The 23,035-nt window shown below is 70.9% G+C and carries 22 protein-coding genes; 14 read left to right on the top strand and 8 right to left on the bottom strand.

The annotated features are described in order from the left end of the window. Positions 1 to 5 precede the first annotated feature (5 nt). The 4 genes from uppS to OG205_RS06160 all read left to right on the top strand — a co-directional run bounded on the left by uppS (position 6) and on the right by OG205_RS06160 (position 3,891). Entirely contained in the window at positions 6 to 776 is a 771-nt protein-coding gene (uppS, locus tag OG205_RS06175; RefSeq protein WP_330275262.1) for a polyprenyl diphosphate synthase, read from the top strand. Between the two features lie 46 nt (positions 777 to 822). Then, positions 823 to 1,773, top strand: coding sequence for a polyphosphate kinase 2 (gene ppk2 / locus OG205_RS06170; RefSeq protein ID WP_442916751.1), 951 nt, complete (start codon positions 823 to 825; stop codon positions 1,771 to 1,773). A 45-nt stretch (positions 1,774 to 1,818) separates the two neighbouring features. Then, positions 1,819 to 2,529 carry a type 1 glutamine amidotransferase domain-containing protein gene (locus OG205_RS06165; RefSeq protein WP_330275260.1) on the top strand — a complete coding sequence of 237 codons (711 nt, stop codon included), beginning with the start codon at positions 1,819 to 1,821 and terminating at the stop codon, positions 2,527 to 2,529. A gap of 147 nt (positions 2,530 to 2,676) precedes the next feature. Then, positions 2,677 to 3,891, top strand: a complete 1,215-nt coding sequence (locus OG205_RS06160) for a putative glycoside hydrolase (protein WP_330275259.1) — start codon at positions 2,677 to 2,679, stop codon at positions 3,889 to 3,891. Between the two features lie 2 nt (positions 3,892 to 3,893). On the opposite strand, the gene OG205_RS06155 is transcribed toward OG205_RS06160, so the two are convergent. Next, the gene (locus OG205_RS06155) at positions 3,894 to 4,484 is read right to left on the bottom strand and encodes a TetR/AcrR family transcriptional regulator (protein ID WP_330275258.1); all 591 of its coding nucleotides are present in this window, start codon (positions 4,482 to 4,484) and stop codon (positions 3,894 to 3,896) included. 63 nt (positions 4,485 to 4,547) lie between these two features. Between OG205_RS06155 and OG205_RS06150 the strand changes: the two genes are divergently transcribed. The 3 genes from OG205_RS06150 (at position 4,548) to OG205_RS06140 (ending at position 6,480) form a co-directional block, all read left to right on the top strand. Then, positions 4,548 to 5,960: an aldehyde dehydrogenase family protein gene (locus OG205_RS06150; RefSeq protein ID WP_330275257.1), complete on the top strand. Its 1,413-nt coding sequence runs from the start codon at positions 4,548 to 4,550 to the stop codon at positions 5,958 to 5,960. 95 nt (positions 5,961 to 6,055) lie between these two features. Then, on the top strand, positions 6,056 to 6,301 hold the full coding sequence (locus OG205_RS06145; RefSeq protein ID WP_330275256.1) for a hypothetical protein: 246 nt from the start codon (positions 6,056 to 6,058) through the stop codon (positions 6,299 to 6,301). Beyond that, positions 6,298 to 6,480, top strand: coding sequence for a hypothetical protein (locus OG205_RS06140; protein ID WP_330275255.1), 183 nt, complete (start codon positions 6,298 to 6,300; stop codon positions 6,478 to 6,480). The genes OG205_RS06145 and OG205_RS06140 overlap by 4 nt, the downstream gene beginning before the upstream one ends. Here the strand turns inward: OG205_RS06140 and OG205_RS06135 are convergent. Together OG205_RS06135 and OG205_RS06130 are read right to left on the bottom strand one after the other, a co-directional pair. Continuing rightward, positions 6,464 to 7,003 carry a GNAT family N-acetyltransferase gene (locus OG205_RS06135; protein WP_330275254.1) on the bottom strand — a complete coding sequence of 180 codons (540 nt, stop codon included), beginning with the start codon at positions 7,001 to 7,003 and terminating at the stop codon, positions 6,464 to 6,466. The two genes, OG205_RS06140 and OG205_RS06135, sit on opposite strands and share 17 nt — an antisense overlap. Next, positions 7,003 to 7,557, bottom strand: coding sequence for a CGNR zinc finger domain-containing protein (locus tag OG205_RS06130; RefSeq protein WP_330275253.1), 555 nt, complete (start codon positions 7,555 to 7,557; stop codon positions 7,003 to 7,005). Before OG205_RS06130 ends, OG205_RS06135 begins: the two co-directional genes overlap by 1 nt. A gap of 83 nt (positions 7,558 to 7,640) precedes the next feature. Between OG205_RS06130 and OG205_RS06125 the strand changes: the two genes are divergently transcribed. Then, complete coding sequence (locus tag OG205_RS06125) at positions 7,641 to 8,582, top strand: EamA family transporter (protein WP_330275252.1); 942 nt, start codon at positions 7,641 to 7,643, stop codon at positions 8,580 to 8,582. Here OG205_RS06125 and OG205_RS06120 read toward each other — a convergent pair. Then, positions 8,571 to 9,599, bottom strand: a complete 1,029-nt coding sequence (locus OG205_RS06120; protein WP_330275251.1) for an AraC family transcriptional regulator — start codon at positions 9,597 to 9,599, stop codon at positions 8,571 to 8,573. The genes OG205_RS06125 and OG205_RS06120 overlap by 12 nt on opposite strands. Before the next feature lie 71 nt (positions 9,600 to 9,670). Between OG205_RS06120 and OG205_RS06115 the strand changes: the two genes are divergently transcribed. The 4 genes from OG205_RS06115 to OG205_RS06100 are packed head-to-tail and all read left to right on the top strand — an operon-like array spanning position 9,671 to position 14,311. Further along, a complete protein-coding gene (locus OG205_RS06115; protein ID WP_330275250.1) occupies positions 9,671 to 11,116 on the top strand; it encodes a flavin-containing monooxygenase in 1,446 nt (481 codons plus the stop codon). A gap of 3 nt (positions 11,117 to 11,119) precedes the next feature. After that, a complete protein-coding gene (locus tag OG205_RS06110) occupies positions 11,120 to 12,763 on the top strand; it encodes a GMC family oxidoreductase (protein WP_330275249.1) in 1,644 nt (547 codons plus the stop codon). Further along, the gene (locus tag OG205_RS06105) at positions 12,753 to 13,364 is read left to right on the top strand and encodes an acetoacetate decarboxylase family protein (RefSeq protein WP_330275248.1); all 612 of its coding nucleotides are present in this window, start codon (positions 12,753 to 12,755) and stop codon (positions 13,362 to 13,364) included. Before OG205_RS06110 ends, OG205_RS06105 begins: the two co-directional genes overlap by 11 nt. 50 nt (positions 13,365 to 13,414) lie before the next feature. Beyond that, positions 13,415 to 14,311, top strand: coding sequence for a poly(ethylene terephthalate) hydrolase family protein (locus tag OG205_RS06100; protein WP_330275247.1), 897 nt, complete (start codon positions 13,415 to 13,417; stop codon positions 14,309 to 14,311). Positions 14,312 to 14,354: 43 nt separating this feature from the next. Here the strand turns inward: OG205_RS06100 and OG205_RS06095 are convergent, their stop codons facing one another. The 4 genes from OG205_RS06095 to OG205_RS06080 all read right to left on the bottom strand — a co-directional run bounded on the left by OG205_RS06095 (position 14,355) and on the right by OG205_RS06080 (position 21,546). Further along, positions 14,355 to 16,298 carry a tachylectin-related carbohydrate-binding protein gene (locus OG205_RS06095; RefSeq protein WP_330275246.1) on the bottom strand — a complete coding sequence of 648 codons (1,944 nt, stop codon included), beginning with the start codon at positions 16,296 to 16,298 and terminating at the stop codon, positions 14,355 to 14,357. 28 nt (positions 16,299 to 16,326) lie between these two features. Further along, positions 16,327 to 18,255 carry a tachylectin-related carbohydrate-binding protein gene (locus OG205_RS06090; RefSeq protein WP_330275245.1) on the bottom strand — a complete coding sequence of 643 codons (1,929 nt, stop codon included), beginning with the start codon at positions 18,253 to 18,255 and terminating at the stop codon, positions 16,327 to 16,329. Positions 18,256 to 18,337: 82 nt separating this feature from the next. Continuing rightward, on the bottom strand, positions 18,338 to 20,800 hold the full coding sequence (locus tag OG205_RS06085; protein ID WP_330278118.1) for an ABC transporter permease: 2,463 nt from the start codon (positions 20,798 to 20,800) through the stop codon (positions 18,338 to 18,340). Then, the gene (locus tag OG205_RS06080) at positions 20,800 to 21,546 is read right to left on the bottom strand and encodes an ABC transporter ATP-binding protein (RefSeq protein WP_330275244.1); all 747 of its coding nucleotides are present in this window, start codon (positions 21,544 to 21,546) and stop codon (positions 20,800 to 20,802) included. The genes OG205_RS06085 and OG205_RS06080 overlap by 1 nt, the downstream gene beginning before the upstream one ends. A gap of 146 nt (positions 21,547 to 21,692) precedes the next feature. Here OG205_RS06080 and OG205_RS06075 point away from each other — a divergent pair, with 146 nt between their 5' ends. Then, positions 21,693 to 22,244 (top strand): RNA polymerase sigma factor, encoded by a 552-nt coding sequence (locus OG205_RS06075; RefSeq protein ID WP_330278117.1) that lies wholly within the window; start codon positions 21,693 to 21,695, stop codon positions 22,242 to 22,244. Continuing rightward, positions 22,241 to 23,035 (top strand): zf-HC2 domain-containing protein, encoded by a 795-nt coding sequence (locus tag OG205_RS06070; protein WP_330275243.1) that lies wholly within the window; start codon positions 22,241 to 22,243, stop codon positions 23,033 to 23,035. The genes OG205_RS06075 and OG205_RS06070 overlap by 4 nt, the downstream gene beginning before the upstream one ends.

Here is a 23,035-nt window from a genome sequence, read left to right as displayed (position 1 = left end):
TCTGCATGAAGATCGTCCGTGACGCCCTGCAGGAGCTCTACACCCGCCGGCTCCGCAGGCAGCTGCGGACCGCGCCGTTGCCGAGGCACGTCGCCATGATCATGGACGGCAACCGGCGCTGGGCCAGGCAGACAGGCCTGGACAACGTGAGTCTGGGCCACCAGCGCGGCGCCGAACACGTGCAGGACGTCATGGGCTGGTGCGAGGACATCGGCATTCGGCACATGACCGTGTATGTCGCGTCCGCGGACAACCTGCACAAGCGCGACGACGCCGAAACGAAGTTCCTCCTGGAACTCGTCGAACGAATCGTGATCCGCAGGGCCGTCGAGTCGGACCGCTGGCAGGTGCACGTCGCCGGCCGCCTCGACCTGCTCCCGGACTCCACCAGGAACGCGCTCAAACTCGCCGTGGAGGACACCCGCGACCGGGAGTTCCACCTGACCCTGGCCGTGGGCTACGACGGCCGCAACGAACTGGTCGACGCGGTGCGCTCGCTGCTCGACGACCGGGCCTGTGCCGGGACGAGCCTCGAAGAGCTGGCGTCGACGCTGACCGCGGACGACATCTCCCGGCACCTCGACACCGCCGGGCAGCCCGATCCCGACCTGGTGATCCGCACCAGCGGCGAGGTGCGCATGTCCGGTTTCCTGCTGTGGCAGGCGGCCCACGCGGAGCTGTACTTCTGCGACGTCCACTGGCCCGGCTTCCGCCACCTCGACTTCCTGCGCGCCCTGCGCTCGTACGCCGCCCGGCACCGCCGCCGCAGCGCCTAGAACACGGCCTGGTTTCGGCACCGTTACGTCGGGTATGTACGAATTCGTGACTGTTGATTCCGCAGAGCTGCTCGCCGAGGGCTACACCGCCGACTTCCCGGACGACGACGAGCCCGTTCTCCGGGACGCGCACGGCCGCGAGGTGCTCACCTGGCAGGAGAACTACCCGTTCACCGAACGGATGCCGCGTCCCGAGTACGAGCGACTCAAGCGGCTGCTGCAGATCGAGTTGCTGAAACTCCAGCACTGGGTCGCCGAGACCGGGCAGCGCCTCGTCATCCTCTTCGAGGGCCGCGACGCCGCCGGCAAGGGCGGCACCATCAAGCGGTTCACCGAACACCTCGACCCTCGCGGCGCGCGCACGGTCGCCCTCGACAAGCCGGGCGAACGGGAACGCGGCGAGTGGTACTTCCAGCGCTACGTCCGTGAGCTGCCCACCGCGGGAGAGATCGTTCTGTTCGACCGCTCCTGGTACAACCGCGCCGTCGTCGAGCACGTCATGGGGTACTGCACCAAAGCCGAGTACGACCTGTTCATGCAGCAGGCGCCGGAGTTCGAGCGGATGCTCGTCGAGGACGGCGTGCTGCTGGTGAAGCTGTGGTTCTCGGTGTCGCGCAGCGAACAACGGACCCGGTTCGTCATCCGCCAGATCGACCCGGTACGGCAGTGGAAGCTCAGTCCCAACGACATCAAGTCGCTGGACCGCTGGGACGACTACACCGAGGCCAAGGTCGCCATGTTCCGCTCCACGGACACCGAGATCGCACCGTGGACGGTGGTCAAGAGCAACGACAAGAAACGGGCCCGCATCGAGGCCATGCGCAGCGTCCTCGCCCGCTTCGACTACGCCGACAAGGACACCGGCGTGATCGGCACCCCGGACGTGCGCGTCGTCGGTGCCGCCGCCACGTTGCTGGAGGAGGGCGAGGACGACACCGCGCTCAGCCCCACCCCGATCGCTCCCGGCACGGAGCACGGTCCAGGCCTTCATCCCTGACGGACAGGGTCGTGACCACGGCGAGGCGGGTGGCAGGATCAACCCATGCGCGTGCTGCTTCCCTTGCCCGACCAGGACTTCGACGTCACCGAGGTGGCCGTGCCGTGGCGGGTGCTCACCGACGCCGGGCACGAGGTCGTCTTCGCGACCGAACGCGGTGGCACCGCGCCGCGGGCGGATCCGTTGCTGCTGACCGGTGTCGCGTTCGGCAGGCTCGGCGCCGAGGCCGAGCCGAAGGCGTTCTACCGCGACCTGCTCGACTCCCCCGCCTACCCCGCGCCGCTGGCGTGGGGGTCGGTGGTGCCGGAGGAGTTCGACGGGCTGGTGCTGCCCGGCGGGCACGCGCCCGGCATGCGGCAGTACCTCGGTTCGGTGGAGCTCCAGCAGGTCGTCGCGCGCTTCTGGGCGTTGCGGCGGCCGGTCGGCGCGATCTGTCACGGCGTGCTGGTGCTCGCCCGCGCCGGGGTGCTGGAGGGGCGGCGCACCACCTGCCTGCCGAAGTACATGGAACGGGCGGCGTACTTCTCGACGGCGTGGCTGCGCGGGCGGTACTACCGGACCTACCCAGCGTATGTGCAGGACGAGGTCGTGGCGTCGGGCGCGGTGTTCGAGCGCGGGCCGGTCGAACTGAGCAGGCGTGGCACCGCCACCGACGACGGGCCCGCGTTCGTGGTGCGAGACGGCGACTACGTGTCCGCGCGCTGGCCGGGCGACGCCTACCTGTTCGCGAGGACCTTCGCCGAACTGCTCGGCTGACGGTCACCCGTCCAGGTTGGACGGTCGCACGCAGGGTGTGATTTCTTCACGACGCCACATCACAACAGGTGATTTCGCGGCTTCAGCGACACCTCCACGTCTCGGAATGGGTACCCACCCCGCAGATCTTCCGAGCGGGGAGGCACGATGCTGGAGAAAGCAGGCAAGGTACGGGGAATTCTGCCGATAGTGGCACTGCTGGCGGGTCTCACCTCGCCCGCTGACGAGGCCGCACCCGTGGCACGCACCCAGTCGTTCTGGTTGCACCTCAACAGCACGCCGGTGGACGACGCCACGATCGCCACCGAGGCCAAACGCCGCGCACACGTCGTGCTGAACGCGTGGGAGGGCGACCTCCTGCGCAAGCTGAAGGCCGCGAACCCCAAGGTCAGGGTGTACGTCTACAAAGACCTCTCGTCCACGCGCTCCTACGCGTGCAAAAAGGGCGAGGACGACGCCCACCTGCCTGCCGGACTGGGCTACTGCGCGGTCCGCGAGTCCAATCCGGACTGGTTCCTCAAAGGACCCGACGGAGAGGAACTCTCCTACTCCGGCTACGAGGGCCACGAGCAGATGGACGTCGGAAATCCCGGCTACCGCAAAGCATGGGTGAGCAGCGTCGTGACGAGCGCCAAATCCACCGGATTCGACGGCGTGTTCCTCGACAACGCTCTGTACACGTGCGACACCTACCATGCCGGCGTGTGCCCGGCGAAGTATCCGGACAACGCGTCGTTCCAGGCGGCCTACAAGGGCATGCTCGCCGAGGTCCGAAGCGGATTCACGGCCGCAGGACTGCTCTCGGTGGGGAACCTGACCAACGCACGCCTGCACGCGGGCGGCTGGGAGGCCTACGGCGCCTATCTCGACGGCGGGTTCGACGAGTGGTGGCTGACGTTCTCCAGCGACAGGCTGCTGGAGGACTACCCGGAGGGCTGGCGCAGGCAGGTCGCCGAGATCACCGCGAACGCGACGAGCGGCAAGATGACCTGGGTGCAGCCGCACTTCGACGCGGGCGACACGCAGGCCTTCCGGTACGCGCTGGCCAGCCTGTTCATGACCACCACCGGACACGCCGCGATCGCCGAGGTCGCCAAGACCGACGGCTACGCGGGCCCGACGCCGTGGCACCCCGAGTACGACTGGGACCTCGGGCACCCCGCCGGCGCCTATCGAACGGTCGTGGACAAGGTCTACCGCAGGGACTTCACCTGCGGCATGGCGCTGGTCAACGCCAACCCGACCGGCAGCCCCGCGACCACGGTCTCGCTCAACCGCACCTATCAGGACCACGACGGCAAGTCCGTCACCTCGGTCAGCCTGCCCGGCACCACCGGCGTGCTGCTGCGGGCGAACTGCTGAGGTCAGGCCCCCGTGATCACGGCGAGCAGCATGCGGAGCTCGGCCTCGGCGGCGTGAGGGGCGTCGGCCTGGACGAAGACCGATCGGGCCAGTGCGGTGCCGATCAGCACCAGCGTCAGGACGTCGATCTGCGCGCTGTCGACGGCGGCGGCCAGTTCCCCGCGGCGGACCGCCTGGGCGATCAGGGCGCCGAGCTGGTCGCGGACCGCGAGGTAGACGTCGTCGTGCAGGATCTGCCGCAGCTCCGGGTCGTGCGCGGCCTGACCCATCAGCGACAGCAGCGCGGGGCCGGTGGCCGCTTCGAGGATCCTGCGCTTGCGCGCGAGGAGCTCCCGGACGTCGCCTTCGAGGGCGCCGGTGTCGATTCCGCTCAGTTCGGCCTGGGCGATGTGCCTGGCCACGGCTCCGGCGAGTGCCTGTTTGGACGGCCAGCGGCGGTAGAGGGACGCGGTGGAGGCGCCGGCCCGCCGGGCGACCTCGGTGGTGGTGAACGCGGCCCATCCTGACTCGTTCAGGACCTCGATCGCCGCGGTGATCAGGGCCGCGTCCACCCGCGGGTCCTTCGGGCGCCCCTGCGCGGCCTTCGTCGTCACCTCGTCCACTGTACCGGTCGAGAAACGAAAAGGATCTGTTTCGTATTGCGGTACGGTGGGGCCATGCCCACGACGACAGGTGTCATCCCCGCGGTCGTGTCCGACGCGCGCAAGGTCTTCGACTCCGGCGCCACCCGCTCCCCTGCCGCCCGCGCCGCCGCACTCCGGGCGTTGCGCGCGATGGTCACCGAGAACCAGCAGGAGCTCGAAGCCGCTCTGTGGAGCGACCTGCACAAAGGCGCGAACGAGGCGCAGCTGACCGAGATCAGCGTGGTGCTGGCGGAGATCAGCCACACGCTGCGTCACCTGCGGAAGTGGACCCGTTCCCAGCGCGGCCCGGTGCCGATGGCGCTGTGGCCTGCGCGGGCCCGGCTGGTGTCCGAACCGCTCGGCGTGGTGCTGGTGATCGCGCCGTGGAACTACCCGGTGCAGCTCCTGCTCGACCCGCTCGTCGGCATCCTGGCCGCGGGAAACACGGCCGTCCTCAAACCGAGCGAGCTGGCGCCGGAGACATCAGCGCTGATCGCGAGACTCGTGCCCGCGTACTTCCCCGACGGCACCGTGCGCGTGGTCGAGGGCGGCGTCGAGGAGACCACCGAACTGCTGGCCCAGCGGTTCGACCACATCGTCTTCACCGGCAGCGGCGCGGTGGGCCGGGTCGTGATGCGAGCCGCGGCCGAGCACCTGACCCCGGTGACGCTGGAGCTCGGCGGCAAGTCGCCTGCCTGGTTCGACGACGACGCGCACCTCGACCAGGCCGCGCGGCGCCTGGTGTGGGCGAAGTTCACCAACGCCGGCCAGACGTGCGTCGCCCCCGACTACGTGATGACCACGCCCGACCGGATCCCCGCACTCGTCGACGCGTTCCGCAGGGCGATCGAGGACCTGTGGGGTTCCGACCCGCGGGCGAGCAGTGACTACGGCCGCGTCGTCAACGAGCGGCAGTTCGACCGTCTCGTGTCCCTGCTGGACGGCACGGACGTCGTGATCGGCGGCGAGCACGACCGGGCGGAGCGGTACATCGCGCCCACCGTCGTCGTCACCGAAGGCCACACCGTCGGCCCGGACGCCGCTCATCCCGTGCTGCGCGAGGAGATCTTCGGCCCGATCCTGCCGATCGTCGCCGTCGAGTCGGCCGAGCGGGCGATCGACATCATCACCGGCTGGGACAAACCGCTCGCGCTGTACGTGTTCAGCTCGTCGGCCAGCACCCGCCGCCTGTTCGAGCAACGAACCTCGTCGGGCGCGGTGGTCCACGACGCGGGCCTGATCCACGTGGCCGCGACCGGCCTGCCGTTCGGCGGGGTCGGCGCCAGCGGAATGGGCGCCTACCACGGTCCCTACTCGTGGCGTGCTTTCTCGCACCTCAAGCCCGTGCTGCGCAAGCCGCTCGCGCTCGACACGCTCCGCCTGGCCCAGCCACCGTTCAGCGGCCTGGGTCCACGCCTCGCCCAACGGCTGATGCGCCGCGGATGATCTCGTTCCGGCTCACCGTAACCCGTTGCCGTGCTTGATTGTCCCGTGTTCTGAGACTGGGTCGAACGGGTGTCGTGGGTCGTGGGTCGTGGGTCGTGGGTCGTGGGTCGTGGGAATCGTCAGCGCGGAAGCGGGCCGAGGCCGTGCGGCGCCGGGTGCGCGCCGCCGTGGTGTCGGTGTCGGTGACACTCGTGTTCATGGCGGCTGTGGGCGTGCTCGGTCTTCTGCTGTCGATGCTGCCGGACCACGTGAGCACCGAGGTCGTCGGCGGTGAGGCTCCCCGGCGCGGCAGGGCCTCGGCAGGTTCTCGGTCGAGTTGCCCGGCTGCGAGACCGAGGTGAAGTGGCACGTCACCGTCGACGGCAGGACCGTCGCCGAGGCCGTGTCGCACGACGTTCTGGTGAACGCCGAGTTCCCGATGGCGAGCGACCGCGAGTACACCTTCGTCGCCGAACGCGCGGGCGGTGACTGCGCCGGCACGGAACTGCGCGTGCGCACCGGATTCACGTTCGACAGCTAGTGCCGTCGGTCCGCAGGCGGGCGTGCAGGTGCATGTCGTGCCAGCCGTCCGCGTGCCGTCCGGATCCCCGCAGCGTTCCCTCGACCGCGAACCCGAGCTTGGCGGCGACCCGGCACGACGCCGTGTTGACCGTCGAGTGCTCCAGCGAGACCCGTTGCAGGCCAAGGGTTTCGAACGCCCACTCGATCAGGGCGTGCGCGGCACGGGCGGCGATTCCGGCGCCGCGGGCCTCCGGCAGCACCCAGTAGGACAGCGCCGCCGACGCCTCGACCAGCGAGAGGTGCCGCAGGCCGGCCTGACCGATCGGTTCGTCGTCGCGGCTGATCGCCCAGCTGGCGGCCGTCTCGTCGTCCCAGCGCGCCGGCCAGGCCCCGATCCACTCACGGGCTTCGTCACGCGTGTCCATGCGCCGCACGTGCCACCGTTGGATTTCGGGACAGCTGAAGGCTTTCAGCACGGCGTCGGCGTCACTTTCACGCCACGGCCGCAAAGTCAGACCGCCGACCTCGATCCGCGGTTGCATCAGCGACCGTCCGCCTTGCGCTCGCGGAACGCGATCATGTTCATCCGGTTGCCGCACCGCACGCTGCAGAACCGCTTGAGACCGTTGCGAGACAGGTCGAGCAGCAGGCCCTCGCAGTCGTCGGCCGCGCAGACCCGCAGGCGGTCCATCTCGTTCATGCGGATCACGTCGATGAGGGCGAGCGCGACCTCCACCCGCATCCGTTCGGCGAGCGGGGAGTTGGGCTCGGTGGCGTGCATGTGCCAGTCGAGGTCGTCGTGCCGCACGAGGTGGGGAAGCGCCTTGGCGTCGCGCAGCATCTTGTTCACAGCTTCGACGGCGTCGTCGCGATCGAGGGACCACACGCGCCTGAGCAGCGCACGGGTCCGATGGACGTCATTCAGCTCCGTCTCGTCGCCGTCGATGCGGCCCGAGTAGTGGAACTGGCCCAGCAGACCCTGGAGCCCCGCGACCGTGCCGAGCTCGTCCTCGCCGGTCCGCGACGCCGACGGGTCGGTGTTGCACAGCGCTACGACGAACGCCAGCGACTCCTCCGTGTCAGGGGCAAAACGCAAATTGACTCCTTACTGAGACGGGCCTACCGTCAGGGGTATCAGTCAGGTTAGGTCATGACATCGTTCGGCGCCGGGAGGCAATCATGGTGAGTCCGTCGAAGTCCACCGGCCTGATCGCGGCCGCGGTCTCGTTCATCTCGTTCGGCACCTCGGGCGCGTTCGTCAAACCCCTGCTGGAGGCCGGCTGGTCCCCCGCCGCCGCCGTCACGGCCCGCGCGCTCACCGCCGGACTGGTGCTGCTGCCGTTCGTGATCATCCTGATGCGCGGCAGATGGGCACTGTTGTGGCAGGCCCGGTGGCCCGTGCTGGGCATGGGCCTGGTCGGTGTCGCGATCACCCAGGTCCTCTACTTCGCGGCCATCCAACGGATCCCGGTCGCGACGGCGCTGCTCATCGAGTTCCTCGCGCCGCTCATCCTGGTCGGCTTCACCTGGGCGGTCAGCAGGCGCACGCCCGCACCCGTCGTGCTGATCGGTTCGGTGCTCGCGGTCGGCGGCCTCGTGCTCGTGATCGGACCCGGCGCCATCCAGGCCGTGGACCCGATCGGCCTCGCGGCCGCGTTCGGTGCCGCCATCGGCTGCTCCGTCTACTTCGTGGTGGCCGCGCGCCCCAACAACGGCCTGCCGCCGGTGGCGCTGGCCGGGGCCGGACTGCTGCTGGCCGCGCCCGTCCTGGCGCTGGTGGGCGCGACGGGTCTGCTGCCGTTCACCGCGACGTTCGGCGACGTGCCCCTGTTCGGCAGCCCGACGGCCTGGTGGGTGCCGCTGCTCGTCGTCGCGGTCGTCGGCACGGCACTGGCCTACGCGAGCGGCATCACCGCCTCCGGGATCCTCGGGTCGCGGCTCGCGTCGTTCATCGCCCTGCTGGAGGTCGTCTCGGCCTCGCTGTTCGCCTGGCTCCTGCTGGGCGAGGGGCTCGCGCCGTTGCAGCTGCTGGGTGGCCTGCTGATCCTCGGCGGTATCGCGTCGGTCCGCGCCGAACGGCAGAAGGTGGAGCCGAAAGCCGAGCCCACCCTAGTGGCGTGATCGGCCGTACCTGCTCGGAGTCACCCCGAACCAGCGCCGGAACGCGTGGATGAAGCTCGCGGCCTCGGCGAAACCGAGCTGGTCCGCGACCGCCTCCACCGACATCTCACCGCGCGAGAGAAGCCGGACGGCCCGCTTGGCCCGGACTTCGTCCAGCAGCGCCTGGTAGCTCGTGCCCGACGTCGCCAGCCGACGACGAAGGGTGCGCGGACTGACACCCAGCGCGCGGGCCACGACGGGCATCGTCTCCTGGAACCTCACCGAGGACTCGAGCAGCCGTCGCACCTCCTGGGCGACTCCCGGGCTCTCCCGGCGGCGGGTGGCGAGGGCGCGACACTGCTCCTCGCACGCCGCCGTCGTCTCGGGACTCGCGAGCCGGAGCACCTCGGCCAGCACGGCGACGTCCACAACGGACTGGTCGGCGTCCGCCCCGAAGTGCGGGCGGACGCCGAAGACCTCGTGGTGCTCGCGCAGGTCCTCGGGCGGTGTGTGCCTGAAGTCGACGCCCAGGACCGGCACGGCACCGGTCATCAGCTCCCCCACGACCGTGTGGATCGCGGCGAGGTCCCGTTCGGCGAGGAACGAGGCCACGTCGCCCGGCAGCGCACCGGCGTCGAGCGCCAGCACCAGCCGGTCGCCGTCGATCACGGCGGAGGGGGCGGTGAAGGCGAAGCTGAGGTCGAGGTAGCGCAGGGCAGTGGTGATCGCGTCCTGGAGGGTCGCCGCGCTGAGGAACGCGTAGCCCAGCACGCCGAACGTCGTGGCGTGGTAACGCCGTCCGACGGCCACGCCCGCGTGCGGCAGCCGGGCGGCGAGGTTGCGCACGACCGTCAGTTCCTGGTGGGCCTCGATCTCCGCGACCGGGTCCGCGAGCAGGGCGGGATCGATGTCGCTGCCCTGCAGCAGGCCGCCCAGCGGCACCCCGTGCTCGGCGCCGAAGCGCACCAGGAGCGCGACGCTCGCGATGCCGCGCGGGAAGTCCCAGTGCCGGACGACCGGCTCGGCCAACGACGTCATGGCCGCGATTGTCAACTTCGCGGCCGGTGTTGTCCTGGTGCGAACGGGTGGTTGTTCCTAGCTTCGGTGAGGTGACAGCGAACCCCGAGGTGGTCGTCATCGGTGCCGGATTCGGCGGGCTGGGCGTGGCGTTGTCCCTGCGCAGAGCCGGGTTCGAGCGGTTCACCGTGCTGGAGCGGGCGAACGAGGTCGGCGGGGTGTGGCGGGACAACACCTATCCGGGCGCGGCGTGCGACGTGCCGTCGTCGCTCTACTCGTACTCCTTCGCGCCCAGCACCTCGTGGCCGCGCCGGTACGCGGCACAGCCAGACATCCTGCGCTACCTGCGCGACACCGCGGCCGTGGTGCGCGACCGGATCAGGTTCGGCGCCGAGGTGGTGGCCGCGACGTTCGACGAGTCGCGACACCGGTGGAGCGTCGCTCTGGCAGACGGTGATGTCGTCGAGGCCGACGTGCTGGTCTGCGCGACCGGGCAGCTGACCACGCCGTCGATCCCGGCGCTGCCCGGACTCGGCCGCTTCGCCGGTGAGGTCTTCCACAGCGCCCGCTGGCGGCACGACGTCGACCTGCGGGGCAGGCGGGTGGCGGTGGTCGGCACGGGAGCGAGCGCGGCCCAGTTCGTGCCGGAGATCGCGCCTCTCGCCGGACATCTGACGGTCTTCCAGCGGTCGGCCCCGCACGTGCTGCCGAAACCCGACGCCCGGTTGTCCGGCCGATCGCACCCCACAAGACTGCGGGCCGCACGAGCCGGTGTGTGGCTCGCGGGCGAACTCCTGACCGGTCTGCTCAACGCCGGACGGCTCTCGCGCCGGGCGGTCGCGGCCGTCGCGGCGACGCATCGACGGTTCCAGGTCCGCGACGCCGCGCTGAGGGCGGCGCTGCGGCCCGACACCCAGCCCGGCTGCAAGCGGGTGCTGTTCAGCAACGACTGGTATCCGGCCCTCACCCGGCGGAACGTCGGCGTGGTGGCCGAGCCGATCACCGAGGTCACCGAGCACGGCCTGCGCACCGCCGACGGCCGCGACCACCCCGCGGACGTGCTGATCTGGGGCACCGGGTTCGCGGTCTCCGGCTTCGGGACGCCGGCGCGGATCACCGGCAGGAACGGCAGGAGCCTCGCCGAGGCGTGGGGCGGACGGCCGCGGGCCCACCTGGGCCTCACCGTGCCCGGTTTCCCCGGCCTCTTCCTGATCTACGGCCCGAACACCAACCTCGGGGGCAACTCGGTGATCACCATGATCGAGGCGCAGTGCCGGTACGTGGTGTCCGCGGTGCGTCACCTCGCGGAGACCGGTGCGGCGACGCTGGAGGTGCGGCACGACGTCGCGGCGGCGTTCGACGAGGAGATGACCGCCAGGCTGACGAAGAGCGTGTGGAGCACGTGCTCGTCGTGGTACCGGACCAGCAACGGAACGATCACGACCAACTGGCCCGGCGGGACCCTGGAGTACCTGCGCCGCACCGCACGCCTGCGGACGTCGGACCACGAGCCGGCCCGCACGACCGCGGAGGTGTGACCCGTGGACTACGACGTGCTGGTGATCGGGTCGGGGTTCGGCGGCGCGGTGACCGCGTTGCGGCTGACCGAGAAGGGCTACCGCGTCGGCGTGCTGGAGGCCGGGCGGCGCTTCGCGGACGACGAGTTCCCGGAGACGTCCTGGCAGGTGCGCGACTACCTGTTCGCCCCACGGCTCGGCTGCACCGGGATCCAGCGGATCACCCCGCTGCGCGACGTCGCCGTGCTCAGCGGCGCGGGCGTCGGCGGTGGTTCCCTGGTGTACGCCAACACCTTGTACCGGCCGCCGGCACCCTTCTTCCGGGACTCCCGGTGGGGCCACATCACCGACTGGGAGGACGAGCTGGCACCGCACTACGACCAGGCGGCCAGAATGCTCGGCGTGGTCGACAACCCGTGCCGGACCGCCGGTGACCGGCTCCTGCGTGACGTGGCGACGGATCTCGGTGTCGGAGCGACGTTCCGGTCCTCCCGCGTGGGAGTCCACTTCGGACCCAGCGGTGCGGACCCCTACTTCGGCGGTGCCGGTCCGCGGCGGGGCACCTGCGTCGGATGCGGCGCGTGCATGACCGGGTGCCGGCACAACGCGAAGAACACGCTGCCGAAGAACTACCTCCACCTCGCCGAACGGGCCGGCGCGCAGGTGTGGCCGTTGACCACGGCCGTCGACGTGCGGCCTCATCTGCACGGATACCGGGTCGTGGCACGGCGTACCGGAGGTCGGGCGACGCGCACGTTCACCAGCAGTCACGTCGTGTTCGCGGCGGCATCGCTGGGCACGCAGCGCCTGCTGCACCGCATCCGCGATCGCGGCGGGCTGCCGAACCTGTCGTCCCGGCTCGGTTTCCTGTGCCGCACCAACTCCGAGGCGGTCGTGGCCGTGCGGGTGCCCGGTGGGCGGGTGGACAACTCCCGCGGCCTCGCCATCACCTCGTCGATCCACCCGGACGCCGACACGCACGTCGAGGTGGTCCGGTACGGCAGGGGCAGCAACCTGATGGGGTTGCTCATGACGACGCTCGTCGACGGCGGCCCGGCGAGGTTGCGCCGCGGACTCGCCCAACTGGTGCGGGAACGCGGCTCGGCGCTGCGGATGCACACTCCCCGCGCGTGGTCGGAGGAGACGATCGCGTTGCTGGTGATGCAAAGCCTCGACAACTCGCTCACCACCGTGTCGCGACGCGGGCGGATGACCACCAGACAGGGCGAGGGCGCGCCGAACCCGTCCTGGATCCCGGCGGGGCACGACGTGGCGCGGCGGCTCGCGGCCAAGGCGGGCGGCACCGCCAGAGGAGCGTGGACCGACCTGGCGAACGTGCCGCTCACCGGCCACCTCATCGGCGGCTGCGTGATCGGCGACTCCCCCGCGACCGGCGTGGTCGACCCGTACCAGCGGGTGTACGGCTGTCCCGGCCTGCACGTCGTGGACGGGTCGGCGATTCCCGCCAACCTCGGCGTGAACCCGGCGCTGACCATCACCGCGCTGGCGGAGCGGGCGATGTCGTTGTGGCCCAACAAGGGCGAGCCCGATCCACGCCCGGAGCCCGGTGCCGCGTACCGGCGCGTGGCCGCCGTGGCACCGCGGAGCCCGGCCGTTCCGCACACCGCGCCCGGTGCCCTGCGCCAGGAGGTGTCCGATGTCGAGTGAGTGGCCTGCGCAACCGTGGGACCTGCACGGGCAGGGCTGGCTCACCGTGTGGACGGCACCACGTTCGGCGATCTCCCTGCCATCGCCGGACGTGGTGCCGCTGACCCTGTTCGGCCGGGTGGTCGTGGTGTCGGCGTTCGTCGACTACCAACCACCCGGCGTGCTGGCCTACCACGAACTGATGGCCGCGGTCCTGGTGCGCCGCAAAGCTCGTCCTGGCCTGTCCATTCTGGACATCTGGGTGGACGACACCACGTCCCAGCGTGGGGCGAGGGCGATGTGGGCGATCCCGAAGCTGTTGGCGGACTTCGCCTTCTCCCCCGGATCGCTCACGGCGACAGCGCACGACGACGAACCCATCGCCTCCGCGAACGAGACCCGCAGGTCGTCACGAACGTTTCCCGTCCGGCTGACCACGTCGGTCTGGCAGTCCGCTGAAGGCCAGGTGAAGCGCACCGAACTGCGCACCTCCGCCCGCACCGGCCTGACCCGGCTGCGCTGGCGCATCACGCCGGGCAGCGGCCTCGGCTGGCTCAACGCGGCCAAGCCGCGGCTGCACCTGTTCGTCACGGACCTGCACATGCGATTCGGCTCCCCCTGACGACGCGGCACCACAAGTGCCGCGCGGACCGATCTCACGAGGAGAAGCTCATGCGAGTTCTCGCGATCACGCTCGCCCTGGTGGCCTCGACCCTGGCCACACCGGCTGCCTCAGCGGCGCCACCGGACTACGGCCTGCCCGGCTCGTATCCGGTGGCGTACAGCGATGTCACGGCCGTCGCGGGCGGCAGGTCAGTCCCGGCGCGGGTGCACTACCCGGCGACGGCCGCGGGCGTGAACCAGCCGGTCGCCACCGGCAGGTTCCCCGCGATCGCGTTCGGGCACGGCTTCTTCCAGGCCACGTCGAAGTACACCAGCACGAACACGCATCTGGCCTCGTGGGGCTTCGTCGTCGTGGTGCCCACCACCCAGGGCGGCCTGAGCCCCAGCCACAGCGCCTTCGCCGACGACCTCAACACCGGACTCACCTGGCTCGTCGCGCAGGACGGCACCGCGGGTTCGCGCTTCCAGAACCACGTCACCACAACGGCATTAGGTGCTTCAGGACATTCCATGGGCGGGGGCGCCGCCGTCCTCGCGGCCGCGCGCAACCCGAAGATCACGGCGATCTCGACCTACGCCGCGGCGGAGACGAACCCCTCCGCCAAGGCAGCGGCGGCCACCCTGAAGGCACCCGCGCAGTTCCTCGCCGGCTCGCAGGACACCATCACCCCGGTCGGTGAGCACCAGCAGCCGATGTTCGCGGCGAAGGCACCGTCGAAGCAGCTCCGCACCGTCACCGGCGGGTTCCACTGCGGCTTCATGGACACGTCCGGACTGTTCTGCGACAACGGTTCCGTCACCAGGGCGGCTCAGCTCGTCGCCGCCAAGCGGGTGCTCACCTCGTGGTTCCGCCACTACCTGGCAGGCGACGCGGCCGCCCGCGACTTCGTCTGGGGCCAGCCCGCCCGCACCGACGCCGCGGTGACCTTCGAGGGAACCGAATAACCGAGGAGGCGGCCCCCAGGCCGAACCTGGGGGCCGCCCCGGCTCAGGCCAGCTGCCTGCCGGTGAACCACGACAGCGGTGTGGCCGGATCCTGCGGGACCCCGGCGTCGAACCGCCAGTACGAGCCCGTGCTCGTCACGGCCACCACCGACAGGAACCCGGTGTCCATCCGCATGCTGGCCGGCTCGGTGAACTCGACGTTCAGCCCTTCGGCGCTCACCTGCTGCCACGGGTGGAACTCGGTGCCGTCCGCGGCGCCCTTCGACGTGGTCGCATAGACCTTGCCGCCGGCCGTCAGCGACACGGCGAGCGTTCCGTTCGACAGGACCGTCGCGTCGACCTGGCTGCCCTCCAGAGCAGGTGCGCCGGGCAGCGCCGGCAACATCGTCCTGGTCGTCACGAAACCGGCGCGGTCGGGCCACTCCGGAAGCACGAAGACACCTTCACCCGGCGCCCAGCTGACGTCCACGAGCAGGATGCGGCTCTGCGGGGTCGCCACGAGCTTCGGCCTCGGGCTCACGTAGTGGGGCAGCCGCCCCTGATCGACGGGCACGCCGTCTGCCCGGGTCCGGTACCAGGTGGTGAAGCCGCCGACGGTCCGTCCGACGATCGTCACCTCGTCGCCCCGGTTGATCACGCTCACCGTTTCCGTGTGGAGCCCGTCGCTGAACCGCTTCCACGCCAGGAAGTCACCGTTGGCGAGCTGCTCGCGGTAGTAGAGCTGGCCCTCCCACGGGCCGCCATCGCTCGCCTTGTCGCCCATCGCGTAGACGACCAGCGTGCCGTCAGGGCGCCGTACCAGCGAGGGAGCCACCCTCATCGCGCCCTTGAGCGACTGGACCCGCCATCGGCCGTCGTTGCCCAGCGTCGTCAGCACGACGTCACCGCCCGGCCGCCGGGTGGTGCCGAACACCTCGGTGCCGGACTCGGCGCCGGGCACGACGTTCGAGGTACCGGTGTATTCGCCGCTGAACGGCTTGAACATCCAGTAGCCCTGGCCGGTGTCGAGCAGGTCGGTGAGCTGGTTGTCGGGCAGCACCCGCACCAGATGCGCGGCGCCGCGTGGGCTCACGTACGCGACCGGCATGGCGCTCTGGTCCTCGACGACCGGGTTCCTCGGGAACCAGTAGCCGCTCTGGTTGCAGTCCGAGGTGGTCGCCGTGATGTCGACGTCGGTGCCCCAGTCGTAGCCAATCACCGCACCCGTGGAGGTCCGCCAGCCGTCGCCGGAGTACTCGGAGTAGTCGTTCCACATCAGTTCGCCGGAGCCGGGGCGCACGGTGTAGTAGATGTCGCCGCCGGGCGAGAAGAGCTTGGTGCCCGTCTGCCACGTCAGGTTGTGCTGCCACGTCTCGTAGAGCGCGAACCGCTCGCTCACCCGGTCGTAGCGGAAGTGGTGCAGCACACCGGAGGCATCGCGTCCCTTGAGGCCGCCCTGACCGCTGGCGGCGATCGCGTTGAACCGGCTCCAGCCCTTGTCGATGACGCGGCCGCTGTCCGGCGTCCACGCCCGCTGCTGCTGGTCGAAGAACCACCAGCGCAGGTGGTCGCCTTCGAGTGTGTAGAGGGAGCCGTCCGAGTCGATCGTGATCTTGCCGCGGTTCGCCGACTCGACGTACTTCTGCCAGCCCCAGCCGATGGTGTCGTACTGGCCGCCGCCGGGGAACGTGTCCCAGCCGCTGCCGTTGTACCGCAGCCGGCGCAGCTCGCCGCCGGTGGTGATGTTGAACAGCCAGCCGTTCGGCCCGGCGAACGTCTTGCCTCCCCAGCCCCAGCCGACCTGCCTGGCGCCTGCCCAACTGGCAGCCCCGCTGCTCGGGCCGGAGTGCTGGTAGAGCCACAGGTCGCCGTCCGCCTGCATGGTGAAGATGTTCGACACCGGCCCGCAGAGACCGGCGGACGCGGTGCCCGCGCCGGTGGTCACCGCCGTGGCGACGCTCGCCACCAGCGCCACGGACAGCACGAGCGGTCTCAGCTTCTTCTTCATCGGAAACCCCCAGAAAGATGTTCGGGACTCAGTACCCGTAGATCGGTCCGCCGGTGAATCGCGGCGGTGCCGCCGGATCAGCGGGCACGGGCGCGGTGAACAGGTGCTTGCGGGTGCCCGACACCGCCGAGAGCAGCACTTCGCCGTTCGTGCTCAGAGTCAGTGCGGTCGGTTCGCTGAACCACGCGTCCTTCGCGACGTCGACCGGCGTCCACGGGAAGGCGAACTCGGTGCTGCCAGGGCCCTTCGACGTGGTGACGTACGGCTTGCCGTCCGCAGGCACCGAGACCGCCACCGTGCCGTTCGGCAACAGCAACGCGGACACCGGCTCGGTCATGACGCCGCGCCTGCCGAACTCACCGAGCGACTGCCAGGTGTCCTCGAACCCGCTGCGGTCGGCCTTCTCCCGTCGCACGTGGACGATGCGGATGCCGTCGTCGGTGCGCAGCACCGCGAACACGAGGATCGTGCCGTTGCTGTCCAGGACAGTCGTCATCGGCCCGAAGAGACTGCGTCCGGCGAGGTGACCGGCCGGCACGGGAGCCGTACCTGGTGCGTGCCGGAAGACGTGCGCGACGTAGTCCCGATCGGTGGCCAGCACGGTCGTCTGGTCGCCGCGCGTGATCGCGTTGATGTTCGAGTAGTCCACGGCCGGATCGCCGAACCTGCGCCAGGCGAGGAAGTCGCCACCTGGCAGCTGTTCGCGGACGTGGAGGTGGCCGACACCGTCGCCTGCCGACGCGAGCGAGTACACGGCCACCGTGCCGTTGGCGCGCCGGACGATGGTCGGTGTGCTGCTCATGGCGCCGCGCAATGAAACAGTCGTGCTCGCCTGCCAGTCGCCTCCGCGCAGGGTGACCAGATCGGTGCCGGTCGAGCCCCGCGCCCCGAACGTCACCGCGCCCGCGGCGGCGTCGACGATCGGGGTTCTGATGGCGTCGTAGCCGTTCGTCTCCATCGTGGTCCGCCAATTCCGCGCGACGGGGTCGAACCAGTCGGTCACGAGTGCGCTTTGGTAGCCGGGGCCCAGCACGTACCGGCCACCCGACGCCAGGTCGGCGACGTGCGACGCGCCGTCTCCAGCTCCCAGCCACTCGGCCGGCGGTGGCCCGGGAAGGCTGACGGAGCAGTCGGTCGTCGTCGCGGTGACGTCGACGTCGGTGCCCCAGCCCGTGCCGATCACCGCACCGGCGCCGGTGCGCCAGCCGGTGTCCTCGGTGAACTGGTTCCACCGCAGCTCACCGGTGTGGGGCCGGACGGAGTAGTAGAGGTCGCCGCCCGGCGAGAACAGCGTGCCGCGCCCCTGCCAACCGGCCGCGGGAACGACGTCGTAGGCCACGAACCGCTCGGTCTCGGCGTGGTACCGGAACCGGTGCAGCGCACCCGAGGCGTCCCGCGCCTGAAGACCACCGTTGCCACCGGCGGCGATCAGGTCGAACCGGCCCCAGCCGACGTCGAGCACGCGACCGCTGCCGGGAGCCCACGCACCGGCCTGCTCGTCGTAGCGCCACCACCGCAGCTGGTCGCCTTCGAGCGTGTAGAACGACCCGTCGGCGTCCACGGTGATCTTGGCGCGGTTCGCGGTCTCGGCGAACTTCTGCCAGCCCCGGCCGATCGTCTGGAACTGCCCGCCGCCGGGGAACGTGTCCCAGGCGCCGCCCCGGTAGCGCAGTCTGCGCAACTCACCGCCCGTGGTGATGTTGTAGACGCGCCCGTCCTGGCCGGCGAACGTCTTGCCGCCCCAGCCCCAGCCGATCTGCCGCGCCCCCGCCCAGGCGAAACCGCCGGACGCGGGCGCCGAGTGCTCGTACAGCCACAGGTCGCCGTCGGCCTGCGTGGTGAAGACGTGCGCGACCGGCCCGCACGCCGGGTCGGCGGCCGACGCCGCACCCGTGATCGACACCGTTCCCGCGGTCACGGCCGCGACAAGGCACAGCGATCTCAGCTTCTTGCTCAAGATGAACTCCCCCAGGCGGTTCTTGCGTCCGGCAGGGAGCATACGACGCGGCACCGACAATTCCGACAAGTCGTGACCTGCCTCAACGATCGGACATGCCCGCGACGATCGAGACCGAGGCCGCCCGCCGGGCCGGCAGCAGCGCAGCGAGCACCCCGGCGACCGCGACGGCCACGAACAGCGCGGCCAACTGTCCATACGGCACGGACACCGTCATCCGAAGGTCGTCGTCACGCCCCACCGCCACGACGAGCAACGCCGCCGACGCCGTCCCGGCCACCGCACCCAGCACGGCACCGGACAACGCGATCAGGATCGACTCGACGACGAGCATCCGCCGCAGCTGCGCACGCGTGAAACCCAAGGCGCGCAACAACGACGATTCCCTGGTCCGTTCGAACACGGACAGGGTCATGGTGCTGGCGATGCCGAGCAACGCGGTCAGCATCGCCAGGCCGATCATCGCCCACACGAACGCGAGCAGCCGGTCGATCTGGGCGGTGAACTCGGCGCGGGTGTCGGCGAAACTGGTGATCTTCGCGGTCGGCACGGACTCGACGGCCGAGTTCAGCACCGCCCTGCCGTCCGTGCCGGGAGCCATCTTCACCGAGATCGTCTGCGCGCCCTGTCCCGGCCACGTCGCCAGGTCGGCGTAGGCGTCCAGGCCGGGTCCGGACCTCGTGAGCGCCACGACGCGCAGGTCCTGCGAGACCGTGCCGACGGTCGAGGTGACCACCGTGCCCACGTCGGCGCGCAGCGCCAGCGCGATCTCCTCGGTCAGCGCGATGCCGTCGCCGCGCACGGCGGACAGGTCCCCGCGCACGACCTCCGGGCGGATCAGGGTGCCCAGCGAGGACGGCGTCACGGCGGCGAGTCCGATCGTGCGCTTCCTGTCCCCCACCGCGACGACCAGGTTCTCCGTCCGTTCCGCGCCGGCCGCCTCGACCCCGGGACGCGCGGTGATGCGGTCCAGCAGCGACGCGGGCAGCGGCCGGTCGTGCACCGCGCTGCTCACCTCGTAGTCGGCGGGGAACTGCTGGGCGAACGTGCTGTCGCTGTTGTCCTTCACCGAAGTCGCCATCATCGTCAGCATGGACACCACCGCGACGCCGACCAGCAGGGCCGACATGGTGGCGGCGGTGCGGCGGGGGTTGCGCCCGGCGTTGCCCGCGGCCAGTGCGGCGGGGACACCGAACAGTGCCCGGGGCACCGCGCCCAGCCCGCGGATCAACGGCCCGACCAGCAGCGGGCCCGCCGTCACCACGGCACCGAGCAGGAACAGGCCCGCGCCGATCGCGAACGCCATGGCGAGCTTCGGACCCGACGACTGGGTCAGCGCCAGCACGGTGAACAGCACGGCGATCGAGCCGAGAACCCCGGTCACCACGACGCGTGCCCGGCCGGTGCGCGACACCTCCTCACGGCTGTCCACCTGCGTGCGCAGCACCTCCATCGGCGCGACCCTCGTCGCCCGGCGCGCCGGCAGGAACGCCGCCACCAGCGTGACGCCGAGACCGACGGCGAACGCGGCGGCCACCGCCAGACCGCTCACCGGCAGCCGCACGGGCGACGAGCCCAGCACCGACTGCAGTGCGGCCGCCAGGCCCACGCCCGCGCCCAGGCCGAGCACGGACGCGACCATCCCGATGACCGCCGCCTCGAGCAGCACCGAGCGGAAGACCTGCCCGCGTCCCGCGCCGATGCTGCGCAGCAGGCCCAGCTCACGGGTGCGCTGGGCGATCAGGATCGTGAAGGTGTTCATCACGACCATCGCCGCCACCACCAGCGCGACCACCGCGAACAGGCTCATCGCCAGTGCGATGTCGTCTCCGCCCTGAGCCGCGAGCAGCATCTCCGTGTGCGTCGTACCGGTGCTCACGTAGAAGTCTTGTCCTAGCAACGTTTGCAGGCGTTCGACCAGCACCGACTGGTCCACTCCGGACGAACGCACGACCACGTGCGCGCCGTAAGGGGGCTCAGCCGGGTCGACGAACCGGGCGATGCCGGGCAGCAGCAGCTCCGCCGTGCCAGGGCGTTCCGCCGTGCCCGTGTCGTAGACGCCGCTCACCGTGAACCGCTCCGGCGCCGAGTCCCGGCCGAGCAGCACGACTTCCGCGCCCACGCTCAGGTTCCGGTCTCGGGCGGTCTGCTCGCTCACCGCGATCTGCCCGGCGGCGGGGAACGCGCCCCGCACCACCTCCTGCGCGCGCAACGACGGATCGGCCGCCAGTTCCACCAGGTCGGCCTCCTCGGCCCGGCCCTGCGCGCCCACGATCGGCACCGCGACGGTCTGCCTCAGCGCGGCGGCCGCGACCCCGTCGACGCTCGCGATCGCCGCAACGTCCAGCACGGCCTTGCGTTCCGGCTCGACCACCGCGTCGACACCGCGCGCGGACCGCGCGAACTCGTCCCGCATGGTCGCCTGCAGGGCGTCGGCCAGCACCATCGTGCCCGACACGAACGCCACGCCGACCACGATGGCGATCGACGACAGCACCAGGCGCAGGAACCGCGCCCGGATTCCGGCCAGCGTGGTTCGCAGCATCACGCCCCCAGCTTCGACAGCGCGGCCAGGACGTCCTCGGTCGTCGGCCAGTAGATCTCGCCCGCCACCTTGCCGTCGGCGAGCAGCACCACGCGGTCGGCGTACGACGCGGCGATGGGGTCGTGGGTCACCATCACCACGGTCTGCCCCAGTTCGCTCACCGAGGCGCGCAGGAACGCCAGCACGTCCGCGCCGGTGCGGGAGTCGAGGTTGCCGGTCGGTTCGTCGGCGAACACCACGTCCGGCTTGCCCACCAACGCCCGTGCGCACGCCACGCGCTGCTGCTGGCCGCCGGACAGCTCACTCGGCTTGTGCCGCAACCGGTCCCGCAGGCCGAGCATGTCGATGACGCGTGCGAACCACTCGCGGTCAGCGGTGCGTCCGGCCAGCCGCAACGCGAGCAGGACGTTGTCCTCGGCCGTGAGCGTCGGCAGCAGGTTGAACGACTGGAACACGAACCCGATCCGGTCCCGCCGCAGCCGGGTGAGCGCCTTGTCGCCCAGCGACGTCAGCTCGGTCGAGCCGATGTGGACGGTCCCGGAGTCGGCGGTGTCCAGGCCTGCCAGGCAGTGCAGCAGCGTCGACTTCCCCGACCCGGACGGGCCCATGATCGCGGTGAGCTCGCCGGCGCGGAACTCCGTGCTCACGCCGTCCAGCGCACGCACCGCGGCCGGGCCCTTGCCGTACACCTTCACCAGTTCGTGGGCCGAAACAGCCCCGCGAACTTCCACTGGGGACACTGTCATCGCACAGGCTCCACTTTCTCCGGGGATACGAGCGGCCAGACGGCGACGCCGCCGGGCACGGTTCTCCGGGAGCGGATTTGTGACGCACGCCACAGCGATGTGAGAACCTCGCGCGCGATACCGACGTCTTGCGGAGTGTGAGAGCGATCCGGGAAAAGCCCGCCGAACTCGACGAGGAGCAGCTCGTGCGCCGTGTCGCACGAGGTGACCGCGCTGCGTTCGAGGAGCTCTACCGCCGCAGCGCGCCGTGGCTCACGGTGCGCCTGCGCAGGCGGTGCTCCGACGAGCAGATCGTCGCCGAGGTGCTTCAGGAGACCTACCTCGCGGTGTGGCGGGCGGCAGGCGCCTTCGCGGGCAGCGCGACCGACGGCACCGCGGTCGGCTGGCTGTGGACCATCGCCGCGCGCAGGCTGATCGACGCGTTCCGCAGACGGGCGCACCACGCCCAGCCACCGAACGCCGCCGCGACCGAGCCCGCCGCCCGTGCCGCCGAGGACGAGGTGCTCGAAGGCGTGGTCGGCGACGAGGTGGGCGACGCGTTGCGCAGGCTGGCCCCGGAACTGCGGCAGGTGTTGCAGGCGATGGTGCTCGACGGATTGTCCGTCCGGGAGACGTCGGTGCTGCTCGGGGTGCCGGAAGGCACCGTCAAGACCCGCGCCAGGCGGGCGAGGATCGCGATGCGGGAGGCTCTGTCATGACCGCGCACCACCCTGGAGAGCAGCTGCTGCTCCGTTACGCGCGGGGCGACGAGGACATCCCCGCCGACGAGCTGTGGGCCGTCGAGTCCCATCTGGAGACCTGTGCGGCGTGCCGAGGCCGTCTCGCACCCGAACCGGTGGCCGACGCGGTGTGGCTGGAGCTCGCGCCGTTGCTCGACCACACCCCGCAGATGGCCCCCGCACGGCCGTGGCGCCGCCGCCTCGCCCGGTGGGCGTCGCCTGCCGCCGGACCGTGGCTCGCGATGATCCTCGTCGTCACCTTCATCGCCGTGCTGCTCGACCGGCTCACCTCTCTCTCGCCCGACCGCGTCTCGTTGGTGCTGCTCGTCGCCCCGGTGCTGCCGGTGCTGGGCGTCGCCGCGTCCTGGAGCAGGGCGCTGGATCCGGCGTACGAGCTCGCCACCGCCACGCCCCGCGCCGGACTGCCGCTGGTCCTGCGCCGCACCGCCGCTGTGCTCGCCGTGATGGTGCCGGGCCTGTTGGTGGCCGGATGGTCCAGCGGTGCCTCGCTCGCGCAGTGGCTGCTGCCGTGCCTGGCGTTCACCGCGGGCACCCTCGCGCTCGGCGGGCTGGTCGGCGTGACCCGCGCGGCGATCGCCCTGATCGCGCTGTGGGCCGTCGCGATCGTCGCCCCGACCGTGGTGCTGAGCCGCACGTCCGTCGCGTTCGCGCCCGCGGCCGTCCCGGTGTGGGCCGCGGCGCTCGCGCTCGGCCTGCTCGTGATCGCCCTGCGCAGGACCGACTTCACCCGCCTGCGGGCCAACCGATGA

The organism is Lentzea sp. NBC_00516, assembly GCF_036346835.1.
Classification (GTDB): domain Bacteria; phylum Actinomycetota; class Actinomycetes; order Mycobacteriales; family Pseudonocardiaceae; genus Lentzea; species Lentzea sokolovensis.
Note: the sequence above shows the minus strand (reverse complement) of the source record. Positions and strands in the feature narration are given on the sequence as shown.

What these genes read in the sequence shown, in the direction of transcription:
- OG205_RS06080 (WP_330275244.1), bottom strand. Translation starts at nt 21,546, where the DNA reads ATGACAGTGTCCCCAGTGGAAGTTCGCGGGGCTGTTTCGGCCCACGAA.
- OG205_RS06125 (WP_330275252.1), top strand. Translation starts at nt 7,641, where the DNA reads ATGGTGAGTCCGTCGAAGTCCACCGGCCTGATCGCGGCCGCGGTCTCG.
- OG205_RS06105 (WP_330275248.1), top strand. Translation starts at nt 12,753, where the DNA reads ATGTCGAGTGAGTGGCCTGCGCAACCGTGGGACCTGCACGGGCAGGGC.
- OG205_RS06135 (WP_330275254.1), bottom strand. Translation starts at nt 7,003, where the DNA reads ATGCAACCGCGGATCGAGGTCGGCGGTCTGACTTTGCGGCCGTGGCGT.
- OG205_RS06085 (WP_330278118.1), bottom strand. Translation starts at nt 20,800, where the DNA reads ATGCTGCGAACCACGCTGGCCGGAATCCGGGCGCGGTTCCTGCGCCTG.
- OG205_RS06095 (WP_330275246.1), bottom strand. Translation starts at nt 16,298, where the DNA reads ATGAAGAAGAAGCTGAGACCGCTCGTGCTGTCCGTGGCGCTGGTGGCG.
- uppS (WP_330275262.1), top strand. Translation starts at nt 6, where the DNA reads ATGAAGATCGTCCGTGACGCCCTGCAGGAGCTCTACACCCGCCGGCTC.
- OG205_RS06160 (WP_330275259.1), top strand. Translation starts at nt 2,677, where the DNA reads ATGCTGGAGAAAGCAGGCAAGGTACGGGGAATTCTGCCGATAGTGGCA.
- OG205_RS06100 (WP_330275247.1), top strand. Translation starts at nt 13,415, where the DNA reads ATGCGAGTTCTCGCGATCACGCTCGCCCTGGTGGCCTCGACCCTGGCC.
- OG205_RS06120 (WP_330275251.1), bottom strand. Translation starts at nt 9,599, where the DNA reads ATGACGTCGTTGGCCGAGCCGGTCGTCCGGCACTGGGACTTCCCGCGC.
- OG205_RS06070 (WP_330275243.1), top strand. Translation starts at nt 22,241, where the DNA reads ATGACCGCGCACCACCCTGGAGAGCAGCTGCTGCTCCGTTACGCGCGG.
- OG205_RS06165 (WP_330275260.1), top strand. Translation starts at nt 1,819, where the DNA reads ATGCGCGTGCTGCTTCCCTTGCCCGACCAGGACTTCGACGTCACCGAG.
- OG205_RS06150 (WP_330275257.1), top strand. Translation starts at nt 4,548, where the DNA reads ATGCCCACGACGACAGGTGTCATCCCCGCGGTCGTGTCCGACGCGCGC.